The sequence below is a fragment of the Kosakonia sp. N21 genome (assembly GCF_050587465.1).
Lineage (GTDB): Bacteria > Pseudomonadota > Gammaproteobacteria > Enterobacterales > Enterobacteriaceae.
Window position 1 is genome coordinate 208,872 of sequence record NZ_JBOBHR010000008.1, and the last position, 17,095, is coordinate 225,966.

17 protein-coding genes are annotated in these 17,095 nt (G+C 55.0%); 10 read left to right on the forward strand and 7 right to left on the reverse strand.

Annotated features, from left to right (window positions below; genetic code table 11):
• The first annotated feature begins 1 nt into the window (after nucleotide 1).
• The 3 genes from rpe to trpS are packed head-to-tail and all read left to right on the forward strand — an operon-like array spanning nucleotide 2 to nucleotide 2,430.
• On the forward strand, nucleotides 2-679 hold the full coding sequence (gene rpe, locus ACQ3G7_RS19285) for a ribulose-phosphate 3-epimerase (protein ID WP_430891307.1): 678 nt from the start codon (nucleotides 2-4) through the stop codon (nucleotides 677-679).
• Nucleotides 672-1,433, forward strand: a complete 762-nt coding sequence (gph, locus tag ACQ3G7_RS19290) for a phosphoglycolate phosphatase (protein ID WP_430891309.1) — start codon at nucleotides 672-674, stop codon at nucleotides 1,431-1,433. Before rpe ends, gph begins: the two co-directional genes overlap by 8 nt.
• Nucleotides 1,426-2,430 (forward strand): tryptophan--tRNA ligase, encoded by a 1,005-nt coding sequence (gene trpS, locus ACQ3G7_RS19295; protein ID WP_430891311.1) that lies wholly within the window; start codon nucleotides 1,426-1,428, stop codon nucleotides 2,428-2,430. The genes gph and trpS overlap by 8 nt, the downstream gene beginning before the upstream one ends.
• Nucleotides 2,431-2,480: 50 nt before the next feature.
• On the opposite strand, the gene cysG is transcribed toward trpS, so the two are convergent.
• From cysG to nirB, 4 genes are all read right to left on the reverse strand, one after another.
• Nucleotides 2,481-3,845 (reverse strand): siroheme synthase CysG, encoded by a 1,365-nt coding sequence (gene cysG / locus ACQ3G7_RS19300; RefSeq protein ID WP_430891313.1) that lies wholly within the window; start codon nucleotides 3,843-3,845, stop codon nucleotides 2,481-2,483.
• Between the two features lie 17 nt (nucleotides 3,846-3,862).
• Nucleotides 3,863-4,672 (reverse strand): nitrite transporter NirC, encoded by an 810-nt coding sequence (nirC, locus tag ACQ3G7_RS19305; protein ID WP_263099051.1) that lies wholly within the window; start codon nucleotides 4,670-4,672, stop codon nucleotides 3,863-3,865.
• Nucleotides 4,673-4,752: 80 nt separating this feature from the next.
• Nucleotides 4,753-5,079 (reverse strand): nitrite reductase small subunit NirD, encoded by a 327-nt coding sequence (gene nirD / locus ACQ3G7_RS19310; protein ID WP_263099052.1) that lies wholly within the window; start codon nucleotides 5,077-5,079, stop codon nucleotides 4,753-4,755.
• Nucleotides 5,076-7,619, reverse strand: coding sequence for a nitrite reductase large subunit NirB (gene nirB, locus ACQ3G7_RS19315; RefSeq protein ID WP_430891315.1), 2,544 nt, complete (start codon nucleotides 7,617-7,619; stop codon nucleotides 5,076-5,078). Before nirB ends, nirD begins: the two co-directional genes overlap by 4 nt.
• Nucleotides 7,620-7,860: 241 nt before the next feature.
• On the opposite strand from nirB, the gene ACQ3G7_RS19320 reads away from it, so the two are divergent.
• From ACQ3G7_RS19320 to argD, 6 genes are all read left to right on the forward strand, one after another.
• The gene (locus ACQ3G7_RS19320) at nucleotides 7,861-9,162 is read left to right on the forward strand and encodes a cytosine deaminase (protein ID WP_430891317.1); all 1,302 of its coding nucleotides are present in this window, start codon (nucleotides 7,861-7,863) and stop codon (nucleotides 9,160-9,162) included.
• A gap of 153 nt (nucleotides 9,163-9,315) precedes the next feature.
• Nucleotides 9,316-9,888, forward strand: a complete 573-nt coding sequence (gene ppiA, locus ACQ3G7_RS19325; RefSeq protein ID WP_263099055.1) for a peptidylprolyl isomerase A — start codon at nucleotides 9,316-9,318, stop codon at nucleotides 9,886-9,888.
• Nucleotides 9,889-9,991: 103 nt separating this feature from the next.
• Nucleotides 9,992-10,162, forward strand: a complete 171-nt coding sequence (gene ficA / locus ACQ3G7_RS19330; protein ID WP_263099056.1) for a FicA/YhfG family antitoxin — start codon at nucleotides 9,992-9,994, stop codon at nucleotides 10,160-10,162.
• On the forward strand, nucleotides 10,152-10,754 hold the full coding sequence (locus ACQ3G7_RS19335) for a putative adenosine monophosphate-protein transferase Fic (protein WP_430891320.1): 603 nt from the start codon (nucleotides 10,152-10,154) through the stop codon (nucleotides 10,752-10,754). Before ficA ends, ACQ3G7_RS19335 begins: the two co-directional genes overlap by 11 nt.
• 31 nt (nucleotides 10,755-10,785) lie before the next feature.
• Entirely contained in the window at nucleotides 10,786-11,349 is a 564-nt protein-coding gene (gene pabA / locus ACQ3G7_RS19340) for an aminodeoxychorismate synthase component 2 (RefSeq protein ID WP_430891322.1), read from the forward strand.
• An 87-nt stretch (nucleotides 11,350-11,436) separates the two neighbouring features.
• Nucleotides 11,437-12,657 carry a bifunctional acetylornithine/succinyldiaminopimelate transaminase gene (gene argD / locus ACQ3G7_RS19345; RefSeq protein WP_430891324.1) on the forward strand — a complete coding sequence of 407 codons (1,221 nt, stop codon included), beginning with the start codon at nucleotides 11,437-11,439 and terminating at the stop codon, nucleotides 12,655-12,657.
• On the opposite strand, the gene ACQ3G7_RS19350 is transcribed toward argD, so the two are convergent.
• On the reverse strand, nucleotides 12,654-14,732 hold the full coding sequence (locus ACQ3G7_RS19350; RefSeq protein WP_430891326.1) for a YccS/YhfK family putative transporter: 2,079 nt from the start codon (nucleotides 14,730-14,732) through the stop codon (nucleotides 12,654-12,656). The genes argD and ACQ3G7_RS19350 overlap by 4 nt on opposite strands.
• A gap of 48 nt (nucleotides 14,733-14,780) precedes the next feature.
• Nucleotides 14,781-15,413: a cAMP-activated global transcriptional regulator CRP gene (crp, locus tag ACQ3G7_RS19355; protein ID WP_000242758.1), complete on the reverse strand. Its 633-nt coding sequence runs from the start codon at nucleotides 15,411-15,413 to the stop codon at nucleotides 14,781-14,783.
• Nucleotides 15,414-15,750: 337 nt separating this feature from the next.
• On the opposite strand from crp, the gene ACQ3G7_RS19360 reads away from it, so the two are divergent.
• Nucleotides 15,751-16,155, forward strand: a complete 405-nt coding sequence (locus tag ACQ3G7_RS19360) for an OsmC family protein (protein WP_263099061.1) — start codon at nucleotides 15,751-15,753, stop codon at nucleotides 16,153-16,155.
• Nucleotides 16,156-16,204: 49 nt separating this feature from the next.
• Here ACQ3G7_RS19360 and ACQ3G7_RS19365 read toward each other — a convergent pair whose 3' ends face one another.
• Entirely contained in the window at nucleotides 16,205-17,074 is an 870-nt protein-coding gene (locus ACQ3G7_RS19365) for a phosphoribulokinase (protein WP_430891343.1), read from the reverse strand.
• Nucleotides 17,075-17,095: the final 21 nt, after the last annotated feature.

Below are 17,095 nucleotides of genomic sequence, written 5' to 3' on the forward strand. Positions count from 1 at the left end.
GATGAAACAGTATTTGATTGCCCCTTCGATTCTGTCGGCTGATTTTGCCCGTCTGGGTGAAGACACCGCCAATGCACTGGCTGCCGGGGCGGACGTCGTCCATTTCGACGTGATGGATAATCACTACGTCCCGAACCTGACAATTGGCCCGATGGTGCTGAAAGCGCTGCGCAACTATGGCATCACCGCGCCTATTGACGTGCACCTGATGGTGAAACCGGTCGACCGTCTGGTGCCGGACTTTGCCGCTGCGGGCGCAAGCATCATTACCTTTCATCCTGAAGCGTCTGAGCACGTTGACCGCACGCTGCAGCTTATAAAAGAGCATGGCTGTAAAGCCGGGCTGGTGTTTAACCCGGCCACGCCGCTGAGCTACCTTGATTACGTGATGGATAAGCTGGACGTGATTTTGCTGATGTCCGTTAACCCGGGCTTTGGCGGTCAGTCTTTTATCCCGCACACGCTGGATAAATTGCGTGAAGTACGCCGCCGCATTGACGCGTCCGGCTTCGATATTCGTCTGGAAGTCGACGGCGGCGTGAAGGTGAACAATATCGGCGAAATTGCTGCCGCGGGGGCGGACATGTTCGTCGCGGGTTCGGCGATTTTCGACCAACCGGATTACAAAAAAGTCATTGATGAAATGCGTCGCGAACTGGCAAAGGTAAGTCATGAGTAAAATGCAGTCAATTCAGGGTATTGCTTTTGATTTGGATGGCACGCTGGTTGACAGCGCACCGGGCCTGACTGCCGCCGTAGACAGTGCATTGTATGCGCTGGAGCTGCCGCAGGCCGGAGAGGCGCGCGTGGTGACCTGGATTGGTAACGGCGCCGATGTGCTGATGGAGCGCGCGTTTAACTGGTCACGCCAGGAGCGCGCTATTCAGCGTGCTGCACAAGGTAAACCGGATGTTGATGTCGGTGATGTGCCGCAGGAAGAACAGGTTCGTATGCTGCGAAAACTGTTTAACCGTTACTACGAAGAGACCGTGGAAGAGGGCAGTTTCCTGTTCCCGGACGTCGCAGATACGCTGGCGGCGCTACATGCTAAAGGTTTGCCTCTGGCGCTGGTCACCAATAAGCCGACGCCGTTTGTCGCACCGTTACTGGAAGCGCTCGGTATTGCACAGTACTTCACCTTCGTGGTGGGCGGTGACGACGTGGTGAACAAAAAGCCGCATCCGGAACCGTTGCTTCTGGTGTGTAAAAAGCTCAATATTCAGTCTCATGAGCTGCTTTTCGTCGGCGACTCGCGTAATGACATTCTCGCCGCTCAGGCGGCAGGCAGCACCTCTGTAGGGCTGACTTACGGTTACAACTACGGCGAAGACATCACCTTAAGCAAACCAGACTTCGTGTTTGAAAGCTTAAAAGATTTACTGCCCGCACTCGGGCTCCCGCACAGTGAAAATCAGGAAACGAAAAATGACTAAGCCCATCGTTTTTAGCGGCGCACAGCCCTCCGGTGAATTAACCATTGGCAACTATATGGGTGCGCTGCGTCAGTGGGTGAACATGCAGGATGACTATCACTGTATCTACTGCATCGTTGACCAGCATGCCATCACCGTGCGCCAGGATCCGCAGGCGCTGCGTAAGGCAACGCTGGATACCCTCGCACTCTATCTGGCCTGTGGTATCGATCCGCAGAAGAGCACCATCTTCGTTCAGTCCCACGTACCTGAACATGCTCAACTGGGCTGGGCGCTGAACTGCTACACCTATTTCGGCGAGTTGAGCCGTATGACGCAGTTCAAAGATAAATCTGCGCGCTATGCAGAGAACATTAACGCCGGTCTGTTTGATTACCCGGTGCTGATGGCTGCCGATATCCTGCTGTACCAGACGAACCAGGTACCGGTGGGTGAAGATCAGAAACAGCATCTGGAACTGAGCCGCGATATTGCACAGCGTTTTAACGCCATTTATGGCGATACCTTTAAGGTGCCGGAGCCGTTCATTCCGAAATCTGGCGCGCGCGTGATGTCGCTGCTGGAGCCGACCAAAAAAATGTCCAAGTCGGACGATAACCGCAACAACGTTATTGGCCTGCTGGAAGATCCTAAATCGGTCGTGAAGAAAATTAAACGTGCGGTCACCGACTCCGATGAGCCGCCGGTAGTGCGTTACGACATTGCCAATAAAGCGGGTGTCTCTAACTTGCTGGATATTCTCTCTGCGGTGACAGGCCAGAGTATTCCTGAGCTGGAGCAACACTTTGAAGGCAAAATGTACGGTCACCTTAAGGGCGAAGTCGCGGATGCGGTATCCGGCATGCTGACCGAGTTGCAGGAGCGTTATCACCGTTATCGCAATGACGAAGCTTTCCTGCAGCAGGTGATGAAAGATGGGGCGGAGAAAGCCAGCGCCCGTGCGTCTGAAACGCTGAAAAAAGTCTACGAAGCGATTGGTTTTGTAGCAAAACCGTAATCGCGGACGAAATAGAAAAGGGCAGGTTTAACCTGCCCTTTTTTCTGTCTTTAAAACCACTTCAGCTTATCGCGTAGCGCCACCACACGGCCAACAATAATCAGCGCCGGGCTTTCTACCTGCTGCGCCAGCTCACCGAGCTGCGACAAACTTCCGTTGACCACGCGCTGTTGCACCGAGGTGCCGTTTTCCACCAGCGCTACCGGCATGTCTTCCTGCATGCCATGCGCAATCAACTGTGCCTGAATAGTGGCCGCCTGATTAAGACCCATATAGAACACCAGCGTCTGCTTTTCTGCCGCCAGGTTGGCCCAGTCCAGCTCGCCGCCGGTTTTCAGATGCCCGGTAACCAGCCTGACGCTTTGCGCATAATCGCGGTGGGTTAACGGAATGCCGGAATAGGCGGAACATCCCGAGGCTGCCGTGATGCCTGGCACAACCGAGAAAGGAATGCCCGCATGGCACAGGGTTTCCAGCTCTTCACCGCCGCGCCCGAAGATAAACGGATCGCCGCCTTTCAGTCGCACGACACGTTTACCGTTTTGCGCCTCGCGCAGCAGGATCTGGTTGATCTCCTCCTGCGGTACGCAGTGGTAACCTGCGCGCTTACCGACGAATACACGATCCGCATCGCGGCGCACCAGCTTCATAATGTCGTCGGAGACCAGCCGGTCATACACCACCACATCCGCCTGCTGGATTTGCTGCAAACCTTTCAGGGTCAGCAACCCGGCATCGCCGGGGCCTGCGCCAACCAGCACCACTTCGCCACGGCTGTCCAGCGGCTCCGCCAGCAACTGCTCGGTGATGTTGTTGACGGCAGACATGTCCTGGTTAGCCAGGGACTGCGCGAGTCTGTCGTTAACGAACAGTTTTTCCCAGAAGCGACGGCGCTCGCTGACGGTGGCAAAATGCTGCTTCACCCGGTTGCGCAGCTTTCCGGCGAACAACGCCACCTGCCCGAGATGTTGCGGCAGCAGCGACTCCAGTTTCTCACGCAGCAAACGCGCCAGCACCGGCGACGTGCCGCCGGAGGAGACGGCCACCATCAGCGGCGAGCGGTCGATAATTGACGGCATGATAAAGCTCGCCTGTGTGGGGGCATCCACCACGTTACAGAAAATGCGGCGTGCTTCTGCGGCATTGCTGACGCGTTGATTCACCGCTTCATTGTCGGTGGCGGCAATGGCCAGCCAGCACGCATCCAGCAGCGTTTCGGTGAATTCGCCTTCCACCAGAGTCAGCATGCCTTCCTCAGCCCAGACGGTGAACTGGGGAACAAAAGAGAGAGCATTGACGGTAAGTCGTGCACCCGCGTCCATTAACAGCCGGGCTTTACGTTCCGCAACATCGCCGCCGCCGACGAGCAGGCAGTGGCGATCGCGTAGCTGGCAAAAAATTGGTAAGTGATCCACGACATTACCCCGATAAATTAGTTATCTGCTATTGGCTGGCTTTTCACGGTGTTGACCGCAGAAGGACGCTCTGATTTTGGCGTAGCATACCAGTAACCCAGCCCCATAAATACGGCGCCGGAGAAAGTATTGCCCAGCGTTACCCACAGCAGATTATGGCCAATGCCAGAGAGGGTATATGCATCGCTATGATGACCAAACCAGGAGAGCGCAAACAGGGTCATATTGGCAACGGAGTGCTCGTAGCCGGAAGCGATAAACGCCAGCAGACACCACCAGATAGCAATGAATTTCGCCGCGCCTTCGGTGCGGATCGCCATCCAGATTGCCAGGCAGACCAGCCAGTTGCACAGGGCGCCTTTGAAGAACAGCACCGAGGCTGGCGCGTTGGTTTTTGCCAGCGCAACGGTGTGCAAAATAGAGGTATCCACCGGCAGCAGGCTGCCGCCGCCCCAGCTGTAGAGCAGAGCAACAAAAACGGAACCCAGCAGGTTACCCAGCCAGGTTTGCGGCAAAATCGTCCACATCTGAGCGTGGCTGATGCTGCCTGCTTTAACGCCCAGCGTCAGAAACATGGTGTGGCCGGTAAACAGCTCAGAACCCGCGATGATCACCAGCGTTAATGCAAGACCAAATGTTGCCCCCATCACCAGCGGACGAACGGAGGGATCGAGCAGATTGCCGAGCGTGAAAATCAAAATAATGGCAAGCCCAACGTAAGCGCCTGCCATCGCGGAACTCACCCAAAAACCCAGCGGATTTTGTGACGCGAGGCGTGCAATGCGCGCAGCGTTAGCCGCGCACTTATTAATCGTGTCGGTAAACATAGTGTTGATTATCCAAAGTTAAAAAGAAAAGTTTAAAAATCAAAAAGTAACGGCGGGAGCATTGCACCCCCGCCGGGGTATCACGCTTTAATCTGTACGGCACCGTCTTTAACGCGCGCATCAAAATGCGCGACAGAGCGGCTTTCATCTTCCATGCACAGCCCGTCACGCAGGCGGAAACGCTGTTTTTTCAGCGGGCTGGCGACCCACAGCTCGCCCTGATGCTCCGCAATCAGCCCGCGGGACAGCACGCTGGACTGGAAGAACGGGTCGATATTGCTGATGGCGTAAACCTGGTCGTCGTGGCGCGGGCGGAAAATCGCCACTTGCTGATCGTTCACCAGGGCGCAAACGCCGGTGGCTGGCAAAATGTCGTCGATTTTGCAGATGGTGTTCCACTGACTCATGCGTTTTCCTCCACTAACGTTACCGGGATGCGTTCATACGGGGTCGCCGGACGATGCTGCTGGCGCTCTGGCACGACCTGCACGTTCGGGTCGCGACGATCGCTGTTGATAAAGTGTTTGAAGCGTACCTGCGCGGCTGGCGTATTCACGGTTTCTGTCCATTCACAGATCACCGCGTTGCGCAGGCGAGTCATTTCCGCTTCGAGCTGGGCATCAAAGCCGAGTTTGTCATCAATGATCACGCTCTTCAGGTACTCGATGCCGCCTTCCATACCGTCCAGCCAGGACGCGGTACGCGTCAGTTTGTCTGCTGTGCGGATGTAGAACATCATAAAGCGGTCGAGATAGTGCAGCAGCGTGTCATGGTCGAGGTCCGCCGCCAGCAAATCTGCATGACGCGGTTTCATACCGCCGTTACCGCAGACATACAGGTTCCAGCCTTTCTCAGTGGCGATGATCCCCACATCTTTGCCCTGCGCTTCCGCACATTCACGGGTGCAGCCGGAAACGCCGAATTTCATTTTGTGCGGCGTACGGATGCCTTTGTAGCGGTTTTCCAGCTCAACGCCGAGCCCGACACTATCGCCAACGCCATAACGACACCAGGTCGAGCCGACGCAGGTTTTCGCCATGCGTAACGCTTTGGCATAGGCATGACCGGTTTCGAAACCAGCATCGATCAGCTGACGCCAGATTTCCGGCAGGTCATCTTTTTGCGCGCCAAACAGACCAATACGCTGCGACCCGGTGATTTTGGTGTAAAGATTAAACTCGCGGGCGATTCGACCGACTTCCATCAAACCTTCCGGGGTGATTTCACCACCGGCGGAACGCGGGATCACCGAATAGGTGCCGTCTTTCTGAATGTTGGCGAGGAAGTTATCGTTGGTATCTTGCAACGGCGTATGTTGCGCTTTCAGGATGTACTCATTCCAGCAGGATGCCAGCAGTGAGCCAACGGTCGGTTTACACACTTCGCAACCGTAGCCTTTACCGTATTTCGCCAGCAGTTCGTCGAAGGATTTGATCCCTTCTACGCGAATCAGGTGATACAGCTCCTGGCGCGAATAGGCGAAGTGTTCGCACAGGTTGTTGGTGATTTCGATGCCCTGTTTCGCCAGTTCCGCATTCAGTACCTGTGTCACCAGAGGGATACACCCGCCGCAGCCGGTACCGGCTTTGGTTTCGGCTTTCAGCGCCGCAACCGTATGGCAGCCTTTGTTGATGGCGGCAATCAGGTCGCCTTTGGTCACATCGAAGCAGGAGCAAATCTGTGCGCTATCCGGCAGCTTATCGACACCGATAGAGGGTTTGCCGCTGCTGGCATGCGCCGGCAGGATCAGCGCGTCCGGGTTTTCCGGCAGCTCAATGGCGTTCAGCACCAGTTGTAACAGGTTGCCGAAGTCGCTGGTGTCACCCACCAGTACCGCACCAAGCAGGGTTTTATTATCCGGGCTGACAATCAGGCGTTTGTAGACTTCTTTGCTTTCATCAAGATAAACGTAGCTACGTGCGCCCGGTGTACGGCCATGCGCATCGCCAATGCCGCCAACGTCAACGCCGAGCAGTTTCAGCTTGGCGCTAAGATCCGCGCCTTCAAACGCATTTTGCTTGCCAAGAATATGATCCACGGCGACCTGCGCCATTTTGTAACCCGGCGCGACCAGACCGTAAACGCGATTGCTCCAGCTTGCGCATTCGCCGATGGCGTAGATATCCGGATCGGAGGTCTGGCAGGTGTCGTTAATGACAATACCGCCGCGTTGCGCGACTTCCAGGCCGCATTGCGTGGCCAGCTTATCGCGCGGGCGAATACCGGTAGAGAAGACGATAAAGTCAACTTCCAGCGCGCTGCCGTCGGCAAAGTGCATCGTTTTACGCGCTTCCGAGCCTTGCTGGACAATCTCTTTGGTGTTTTTGCTGGTGTGCACACGCACACCCATGCTTTCGATTTTGCGTTTAAGCTGCTCGCCGCCCATCTGGTCGAGCTGCTCCGCCATGAGCATCGGCGCAAATTCAATGACGTGCGTTTCGACGCCTAAGTTTTTCAGCGCCCCTGCGGCTTCCAGACCGAGCAGGCCGCCGCCTACCACTGCGCCTCGGCGGCTACGACGCGCGCACGACTCAATGGCGTTTAAATCTTCAATGGTGCGGTAGACGAAACAGTCCTGCGTTTCAGAACCTTTGATTGGCGGGATCCACGGATACGAACCTGTCGCCATGATCAGTTTGTCATACCAGACGGTGCGCCCGGCGCTGGAGTGAATCACCTTTTCCTGACGGTTAATGGTGATAGCGCGTTCGCCGACCAACACTTTAACGCCATGTTTCTCGTAAAAACCTTCGCGGACCAGCGACAGCTCTTCAGCCGTGTGATGAGAGAAGTAGGAAGAGAGATGGACGCGGTCGTAGGCTTTACGCGGCTCTTCACAGAAAACGGTAATGTCGAATTCGGACGCGTCGGCTTTATCGAGGAGGTCCTCAATGAAGCGGTGGCCGACCATGCCGTTACCGATGATAGCGAGTTTGACTTTGCTCATTTTTGCCTCGATTTCTTTTCTATTACTGCCTACCTTAACGATTCAGCTTCGGGGCTTATTGATGTGCATCAAATACATCTTCGCATACCACTTAATGAGTAGATGATTGATTTTTATTGGTTTTTATAAGTTGTGGATATAACAGGCTTTTCTGGTTTGCAGAAATTGTGTACAAAAAGAGAGGTCTTTTTGCCTGCTCGTCTGATCCGAAATAGCAGACGAAAACAGAGGGAGTAGCGTTATGTCTGCAGCACCGCTTTGGTTAGTTCAGAATGTGCATTTACCGGATCGCGATGGCGTGTGGCAAATTGCGATCGAGAACGGACGCTTTGGTGATATCACGCCGATGGGGTCGTCGCACAGCGACAGTTATGAGGTGCTGAACGCGCGCGGCGGACTGGCGTTGCCGCCGTTCATTGAGCCGCATATTCATCTCGACACCACGCAAACCGCCGGGGAGCCGAACTGGAATCAATCCGGTACGCTGTTTGAAGGCATTGAACGCTGGGCCGAGCGCAAGGCGTTGCTCAGCCATGAGGATGTGAAGCGCCGCGCGTGGCAAACCCTGAAATGGCAAATGGCCAACGGCGTGCAGTATGTACGCACCCATGTTGATGTTTCCGATCCTTCCTTGACGGCATTAAAAGCAATGTTGGAAGTGAAAGCCGAAGTGGCGCCATGGATAACCTTGCAAATCGTCGCTTTTCCCCAGGAAGGGATCCTCTCCTACCCCAATGGCGCAGCGTTACTGGAAGAAGCGCTCCGGTTAGGTGCGGATGTGGTGGGGGCGATCCCGCATTTTGAATTTACCCGTGAGTATGGCGTCGAATCGCTGCACATCGCCTTTGCGCTGGCGCAGAAGTATGATCGCCCGCTGGATATCCACTGTGATGAAATTGATGATGAGCAGTCGCGCTTTGTGGAAACGGTCGCGGCGCTGGCGTTAAAAATGGGTATTGGCCCGCGTGTGACCGCCAGCCATACCACTGCCATGCACTCCTATAATGGGGCTTATACTTCCCGTTTGTTCCGCTTGTTAAAACTCTCCGGCATTAACTTTGTCGCCAATCCGCTGGTCAATATTCATTTGCAGGGGCGCTTTGACGATTATCCCAAACGTCGGGGCATTACGCGGGTAAAAGAGCTGCTGGCGGCGGGCATTAATGTCTGCTTCGGTCACGATGACGTGTTCGATCCCTGGTATCCGCTGGGCACGGGCAATATGTTGCAGGTATTGCATATGGGACTGCATGTTTGTCAGCTTATGGGCTATCAGCAAATTGATGAGGGGCTGCGCTTAATCACCCATAACAGCGCCCGCACCTTTGGTCTGACAGAGTACGGCATTGTTCCGGGCAATCCGGCAAATATGATTATTTTACCGGTGGAAAGCGGTTTTGACGCCGTGCGTTGCCAGGCGTCGGTACGCTGGTCGATTCGTCAGGGGCGGGTGATTGCCACTACGCAACCAGCGCAAACCTGGGTGCAGACAGATAATGGCGGTGAAGAGGTGGTGTTCAGCCGTCATAACGCACAAAAATAGCGATTCACCAGGCGGTATGCTTTTGCAAAGCGCTGCCTGGTGTTACATATGTTTCCAAATACGTAAAATTGAGTAAAAGGCTGGCCTGCTGGCTGACTGCTCTTTAGAATCAAGCCACTCGCTTTCTTTACTGCTCTTCGTTAAGGAAACCTAATGGTTAAATCGACTCTGGCGGCTGTTGCGGCTGTTTTTGTGCTTTCCGGTCTCTCCTCTGCTGCGTTCGCCGCAAAAGGCGACCCCCATGTTCTGCTCACCACCTCTGCAGGTAATATCGAACTGGAGCTGAACAACCAGAAAGCCCCTGTGTCGGTGAAAAACTTCCTTGATTATGTGAACAACGGTTTTTACAACAACACGACGTTTCACCGTGTGATCCCGGGGTTTATGGTTCAGGGCGGGGGCTTCAACGAGCAGATGCAGCAAAAGCAGCCTAACCCGCCGATCAAAAACGAAGCCGACAACGGTTTACGTAATACCCGCGGTACCATTGCGATGGCGCGTACGGCAGATAAAGACAGCGCCACCAGCCAGTTCTTTATCAACGTTGCGGATAATGCCTTCCTCGATCATGGCCAGCGCGATTTCGGCTATGCGGTCTTCGGTAAAGTTGTGAAAGGCATGGATGTCGCCGATAAGATTTCTCAGGTACAGACGCATGACTTCGGTCCTTACCAGAATGTCCCGTCAAAACCGATAGTTATCCTTTCCGCGAAAGTACTGCCGTAAGTCTCTTCCGCACGGGTCAACCGGCCCGTGCCGCTTCGCGCGCTCTGCGTAACGCAAAATTGCTGCTTATACTTGTGGCAACTGTGTGAAACAGGGAGGCGCTATGACCAAAAAACTCACCGACAGGCAAAAATCCCGTCTCTGGGAGCAGCAGCGCAACGCCAATTTCCAGGCCAGCAGGCGTCTGGAGGGTGTTGACACGCCTCTGGTGACGCTCACCCCCGCCGAAGCGAATGCGCGTCTTGATGAACTCAGGAGGCACTATGAGCGATAAATTTGGCGACGGGCGCGATCCCTATCTCTACCCCGGTTTGAACGTGATGCGCAATGTGTTAAGCATCCGGCAAGCGCAACGGCTGGAACAGGCTGCGTATGAATTGACGGCCTTACGTGCAGCGACGCTGGGGCTTGGTCCGCTTGCGCGCGGTTTGCCGCATTTGTGCGCTATCCATCATCACCTCTATCAGGATGTATTTGACTGGGCCGGGCGGTTTCGTGAGGTCGATATCTATCAGGGCGATACACGCTTTTGCCATTTCGGGTACATCGAAAAAGAGGGCAATGCGCTGATGCAGCAACTGGAAAATGAAGAGTGGCTGTGCGGCCTGGAAAAGGCGGAGTTTGTCGCACGTCTGGCCCACTACTACTGTGAAATCAATATGCTGCATCCGTTCCGCCTTGGTAATGGCATTGCGCAGCGTATTTTCTTTGAACAGCTGGCGCTGCACGCCGGTTTCTCTCTTGACTGGCGGGAAGCCGACCCTGCGCGCTGGGGGGCGGCGAACCAGGCCGGAGCAATGGGGGATTTAGCGCCGCTCTGCGCGATCTTCAGCAAAGTAGTAAGCGAAGCCAGCGAAAGCGAGTAAACTAGCGCGGTTTGCTACCACAGAGGCCACCATGATCCTGCTTATCGACAATTACGACTCTTTTACCTGGAACCTGTATCAATATTTCTGCGAATTAGGGGCAAGCGTAGAGGTCAGACGTAATGATGAGATAGGACTGGCGGATATCGCTGCGCTGGCACCGCAAAAAATCGTTATCTCACCCGGCCCCTGCACGCCGGATGAGTCCGGTATTTCGTTAGACGTGATCCGCCATTACGCCGGAAAATGTCCCCTTCTTGGTGTCTGTCTTGGGCATCAGGCGATCGCGCAGGCATTTGGCGCAACGATCGTGCGTGCGGCAAAAGTGATGCACGGCAAAACCTCGCCAATCAGCCATGATGGCAGCGGGGTGTTCACCGGCCTTAATAATCCATTAACCGTCACGCGTTACCATTCACTGGTTATCGATCCGCTTACGTTATCCGGCGACTTTGTGGTCACGGCGTGGAGTGAAAGCGGGGAAATTATGGGGATCCGTCACCGACAGTGGGATCTGGAAGGGGTGCAGTTTCACCCGGAAAGCATCCTGAGCGAGCAAGGGCATCAGCTACTGAAAAACTTCCTCATCCGGTGATTTGTGGTTGCCATGCAGTGATTTTTTATGCATATTTCGTGATTATATTTTCATAATCAATGCTGCATATTAATAGGTGGGCATGACATGGCAACTCAGCAAGACGCAATTACGCGCGCAACATTCGATGACGTTATTCTGCCAATTTACGCACCAGCCGAGTTTATCCCGGTGAAGGGAAAAGGCAGCCGTGTGTGGGATCAGCAGGGTAAAGAGTATGTTGATTTTGCAGGTGGTATTGCCGTCACGGCGTTAGGTCATTGCCATCCGGCGCTGGTGGAAACGCTGAAAACGCAGGGGGAAACCCTGTGGCATACCAGCAATGTGTTCACTAACGAACCGGCACTTCGCCTGGCGCGGAAACTGATTGACGCCACGTTTGCCGAGCGCGTGGTGTTCATGAACTCCGGTACTGAAGCCAACGAAACCGCATTTAAGCTGGCGCGTTTTTATGCATCTACGCGTCACAGCCCGTATAAAACCAAAATCATCGCGTTCCATCATGCCTTCCATGGCCGTTCGCTGTTCACTGTGAGCGTGGGTGGTCAGCCGAAGTACTCCGACGGCTTTGGTCCGAAACCGGCAGACATTATCCATGTCCCGTTTAACGATCTGCATGCGGTAAAAGCAGTGATGGACGATCACACCTGTGCGGTGGTGGTTGAGCCGATTCAGGGTGAAGGCGGCGTCACCGCGGCAACGCCGGCGTTTCTTAAAGGCTTGCGTGAACTGTGCGATCAGCACGATGCGTTGCTGGTGTTTGATGAAGTCCAGTGCGGTATGGGGCGTTGTGGTGAGCTGTTTGCTTATATGCACTATGGCGTCACGCCGGACATTCTCACCAGCGCGAAAGCACTGGGCGGCGGTTTCCCCATCAGCGCCATGCTGACCACGCATGAGATTGCCAGCGCGTTCCATGCCGGTTCACACGGTTCGACGTACGGCGGCAACCCGCTGGCCTGCGCCGTTGCCGGGACGGCGTTTGATATTATCAATACGCCAGACGTGCTGAGCGGAGTGAATGAAAAACGCCAGCTGTTCGTTAAACATTTGCAGCAAATCGGCGAGAAATTCGACCTGTTCAGCGACATTCGCGGTATGGGGCTGTTGATTGGCGCAGAGTTAAAAGCAGAGTTTAAAGGCCGCGCCCGTGATTTCCTCTACGCGGCGGCCGATGCGGGCGTAATGGTGCTGAATGCCGGCCCGGATGTGATGCGCTTTGCGCCCTCGCTGGTGATAGACGTGCAAGACATTAACGAAGGGATGAATCGCTTTGCCGCTGCAGTGGCAAAAGTGATCAACGGCTAACCCCGCAGTCTGCGGGCCAGCCAGATGCCATGATGCGGGCGCTGACGCCATGCCACCGACGAAATGGTGTGCATGGTGTTCAGATGCCCGAGCACCCGCTGTAGATGTTGCTCCAGAGTGCTCATCGGCCCGTGGGTCAATGTCTCCGGCGCCTCCAGAATATTCACATCCCCCGACTCGCCCGGCCCGTCATACTCCAGTCGCTGCTGGCAGCGTTGCAGTGCAATTTCACAGGATTGCAGATAGCGTTGCGCCAGATCCGGCGTCAGCATGGTGTGTTCGCGCGCGAGGGTGGTCATGGCGTTGATATGCTCAACGATAAACTGGCTGTGCGTCACCCAAAGCTTCATGTCCTCCAGATAGCGGGTATTGAACCCCGGCTCCAGCATGGCCTGATTCAGTGAGTTGAACAGCGCATTGTGCGCCTGGTTGACGCGCATCCGTTGCCAGGCCAGCGGGGTAGGCTGCGGACTATCGCTGAGGATCAGGCGAATAGCCTCCTGATCGGTTTCCAGCGCGTCGTGGGCGTTCTGCCGCAACAGGCCGCTTTGCCATTGCGGCCATAGCCAGACCATGCCGCCGAAGGCAATCAGGCAGCCGAGCAGGGTATCGATCAGTCTGGCGACGATAAACTCCTCGCCGTTGAGCGTCAGCAGTTGCAGGGTATACACGGCGGTAATGGTAAAGCCGACCATCGCCCAGCCGTAGTTCTTACGGATAATCAGATAGCTTATCAGGGTGATCAGCAGCATTGCCGCCAGCGTAAAACCAAGCGGTACGTGAAAGTGCAGGGCAATCCCGGCAATCATCAGCCCGGCGAGCGTGCCGGCCGCCCGGTGCACAATACGCACCCGTGTTGCGCCATAGCCGTTTTGCGTCACAAACATGATGGTCATCATGATCCAGTACGGCTTCGGCAAATGCAGCGCACTGCCCATCAGGCTGGCGATACTGAGCATCACGCTGATACGCGCGGCATTACGCAACGCCGCGGATTTCAATGATAAATAGCTTCTGAGCGCCGGAATAAGCGGCAGACGGCGCTGTTTTTCGGCCATCAAATCGCGCAGATAGAGTGGACGCTGGGTTCGCAGCACGCGGGCGATACGGCTAAAGTGCCAGGCGCAAAACTGTCCGACCGGGTTTTCCGGGTGCTGGCGGGCGATTTTTTCCAGCGCGCCAATTTGCTTGTCCATTGTGAAACGTGTCGGATAGCGGTGATAGAGGATGTCATCCGCCAGGACGCGCAGGCGGGCGGCGACGGTTTGCGCATTCCAGCGGATCACCTGTTCAGCATGGGTCTGTTCCACCAGTTTTTGCACCTCTTCCGGCTGGTGCAGGCTGACAGAAATATGTTCCTGTAAATCCAGCGCAACCTGGAAGACGCGCAGCAGGCGTTTGTAGTCATTGTGTTGATTGGCCGCCAGCATATGCAGTTGCTGATAGCAGGTACTGATCATATCCACCGCTTTTTGTTGGCGCGCAAGCAGCGGTGGCAAGGCTTTTTCCGGATCGGCATGCTGCGTCAGCAGGCTGTATTTGGCTTCGCAATAATCAGCCAGTTGCCGGTAGAGCAGGCTGAGCGATTCGCGCAGCGGTTGTTCCCGCCACATCCAGAACCAGAACCAGTTAAACGCGCCGTACCAGAGCGTACCCAGCGCATAAATCAGCAGCGGCTCCCACACTGGCATACTGCCCGCAAGGCTCAGCGTGAAGATCGCGGCTATCAACGACGCAGGCAGCAAGCGCCCGTGCAGTGCACTGATCTCGGCAGTCACGCCGAGCAGTAAGGTGAGGACGGTAAAAATCAGCGGCAGAGGCAGCGCTTCGGCCAGCAGAAGCTGCACGGCAAGACTGCATCCGGCGAACAACGAGCCGCCAATAATCAAACGTTTAAAGAAGCGCTTATGCGGGGTATCAAGACCGGCAATGTTGCAACAGGCAGGAACCAGAGAAAACAGCAGGCCTTGTTGGAGATGGCCGACGATTAACCCGATGGCCACGGGCAAACATAACACCAGCGTTTGTCGCAGTGCATAGTTGATTTCGGGGTGATAAATCAGCCTGCGCCACATGGGGAAACAAAAACGGCGCGCCGGATGACCAACGCGCCGTTTTGCGGATTAACGTGTTCCGTAAACCACGATGGTTTTACCGTGGGCGGAGATCAGGTTCTGATCTTCCAGCATTTTCAGAATACGGCCCACTGTTTCACGGGAACAACCGACGATCTGACCAATTTCCTGACGGGTAATTTTAATTTGCATGCCGTCCGGGTGGGTCATGGCATCCGGCTGTTTCGCCAGGTTCAACAGCGTTTGTGCGATACGGCCTGTTACGTCCAGGAATGCGAGGTTACCAACTTTCTCCGACGTTACCTGCAGGCGGCGCGCCATTTGCGAGGAGAGACGCATCAGAATGTCCGGGTTAACCTGGATCAACTGACGGAATTTTTTGTAGGAGATTTCGGCCACTTCACATGCGGTCTTAGCGCGTACCCATGCACTGCGCTCCTGACCTTCTTCGAACAGCCCCAGTTCACCGATAAAATCTCCCTGATTCAGGTAGGAGAGGATCATCTCTTTCCCTTCCTCATCCTTGATCAGCACTGCCACTGAGCCTTTAACGATGTAATACAGCGTTTCTGCTTTTTCACCCTGGTGAATCAGCGTGCTCTTCGACGGGTACTTATGAATGTGGCAATGAGACAAGAACCATTCGAGAGTCGGGTCTGTTTGCGGTTTGCCAAGCACCATGCGCGATTATCCTCTGTTATAAGCTGTCTCCAGACACAGGATGTGCACCCTGCTTCTGGGGTTGCAATCTATACACGCTATCATTCGACTTCGTGTCTTCGCTTCCAAAATCCCTGGAAGTGGACCGTCAGCGTCATCTGCGGTCTCTAATGTATGATGTCCTTTGCGTACATGCGTAATGTCAATGTATCTCTGTAGCATCCAGATTGTTTTAGCATAGCTTTTACCGCATGTCTCCTGGTGTCTCGCTTCAGCATGACGCAGGTCGCCTTCCGTTGCGACTTTTGTTATGTACGCGTAATCTGTAAAGAAAATTGCAACTCCGGAGTAAATTAAAATGCAGGCTCGTGTGAAATGGGTGGAAGGGTTAACGTTCCTCGGTGAGTCCGCATCGGGCCACCAAATCCTGATGGACGGCAACTCAGGCGACAAAGCGCCAAGCCCGATGGAAATGGTGCTGATGGCTGCAGGCGGATGCAGCGCGATCGACGTGGTTTCAATCCTGCAAAAAGGGCGTCATAACGTGACGAACTGCGAAGTGAAACTGACGTCGGAACGTCGTGAAGAAGCGCCGCGTCTGTTTACGCATATCAACCTGCACTTTATCGTCACCGGTAGCGATCTGAAAGACGCGGCGGTGTCTCGTGCTGTGGATCTGTCGGCGGAGAAGTACTGCTCTGTGGCATTGATGCTGGAAAAAGCGGTGAACATCACCCATTCCTACGAAGTCATCGAAGCCTGATGGACGATGCCCGGTAGCGTCAGGCGTACCGGGCATTATACGCCGACCGCTATTTGATCTTTTTCCCTTCCATCAGCCGTTGCACCAGCGGCGTCATAATCAGCTCCATCGCCAGCCCCATCTTACCGCCCGGCACTACCAGCGTGTCCATATGGGAAATAAACGAACCCTGCAACATGGCCAGTAGCCACGGGTAATCAATCCCTTCCAGATTACGGAAATGGATCACCACAAAACTCTCATCCAGCGAGGGAATGCCTTTTGCCGCAAACGGGTTTGAGGTATCGACGGTCGGGACGCGCTGGAAGTTAATATGGGTGCGGGAAAATTGCGGGGTGATGAAGTTGATATAGTCTTCCATTGAGCGCACGACGGAATCCATTACCGCTTCACGGGAATGCCCGCGTTCGCTGGTATCGCGCACCAGCTTTTGGATCCACTCCAGGTTAACAATCGGCACCACACCGACCAGCAAATCCACATAGCGCGACACATCATGCTGCGGCGTCACAACACCGCCGTGCAGCCCTTCGTAAAACAGTACATCTGTGGGTTCAGGCAACGGTTGCCAGGGGGTAAACGTACCCGGCACCTGATTCCACGGCACGGCTTCATCGTAGGTATGGAGATATTTTCGCGCCTGACCTTTGCCGGTCTGACCATATTCGCGAAAGGTTTGCTCCAGCAGCCCAAAATCATTCGCTTCCGGGCCAAAGTAGCTGATATGCCGCCCAAGATCGCGGGCTTTACGGATCGCCATATCCATTTCCGGACGGGTATAGCGATGAAAACTGTCGCCTTCCACCTCGGCGGCCTGCATACCAAGCTGGGCGAAGATTTTACGGAAGGCGAGGCTGGTGGTGGTGGTTCCCGCACCGCTGGAACCGGTGACGGCAATAACCGGGTGTTTGGCGGACATAGCAACTCCCTGAATCAACGA

Bases quoted from the DNA above. Each gene is read 5' to 3' on its own strand.
- rpe (WP_430891307.1), top strand. From the start codon at position 2: ATGAAACAGTATTTGATTGCCCCTTCGATTCTGTCGGCTGATTTTGCC.
- gph (WP_430891309.1), top strand. From the start codon at position 672: ATGAGTAAAATGCAGTCAATTCAGGGTATTGCTTTTGATTTGGATGGC.
- trpS (WP_430891311.1), top strand. From the start codon at position 1,426: ATGACTAAGCCCATCGTTTTTAGCGGCGCACAGCCCTCCGGTGAATTA.
- nirC (WP_263099051.1), bottom strand. From the start codon at position 4,672: ATGTTTACCGACACGATTAATAAGTGCGCGGCTAACGCTGCGCGCATT.
- nirD (WP_263099052.1), bottom strand. From the start codon at position 5,079: ATGAGTCAGTGGAACACCATCTGCAAAATCGACGACATTTTGCCAGCC.
- nirB (WP_430891315.1), bottom strand. From the start codon at position 7,619: ATGAGCAAAGTCAAACTCGCTATCATCGGTAACGGCATGGTCGGCCAC.
- ACQ3G7_RS19320 (WP_430891317.1), top strand. From the start codon at position 7,861: ATGTCTGCAGCACCGCTTTGGTTAGTTCAGAATGTGCATTTACCGGAT.
- ppiA (WP_263099055.1), top strand. From the start codon at position 9,316: ATGGTTAAATCGACTCTGGCGGCTGTTGCGGCTGTTTTTGTGCTTTCC.
- ficA (WP_263099056.1), top strand. From the start codon at position 9,992: ATGACCAAAAAACTCACCGACAGGCAAAAATCCCGTCTCTGGGAGCAG.
- ACQ3G7_RS19335 (WP_430891320.1), top strand. From the start codon at position 10,152: ATGAGCGATAAATTTGGCGACGGGCGCGATCCCTATCTCTACCCCGGT.
- pabA (WP_430891322.1), top strand. From the start codon at position 10,786: ATGATCCTGCTTATCGACAATTACGACTCTTTTACCTGGAACCTGTAT.
- argD (WP_430891324.1), top strand. From the start codon at position 11,437: ATGGCAACTCAGCAAGACGCAATTACGCGCGCAACATTCGATGACGTT.
- ACQ3G7_RS19350 (WP_430891326.1), bottom strand. From the start codon at position 14,732: ATGTGGCGCAGGCTGATTTATCACCCCGAAATCAACTATGCACTGCGA.
- crp (WP_000242758.1), bottom strand. From the start codon at position 15,413: ATGGTGCTTGGCAAACCGCAAACAGACCCGACTCTCGAATGGTTCTTG.
- ACQ3G7_RS19360 (WP_263099061.1), top strand. From the start codon at position 15,751: ATGCAGGCTCGTGTGAAATGGGTGGAAGGGTTAACGTTCCTCGGTGAG.
- ACQ3G7_RS19365 (WP_430891343.1), bottom strand. From the start codon at position 17,074: ATGTCCGCCAAACACCCGGTTATTGCCGTCACCGGTTCCAGCGGTGCG.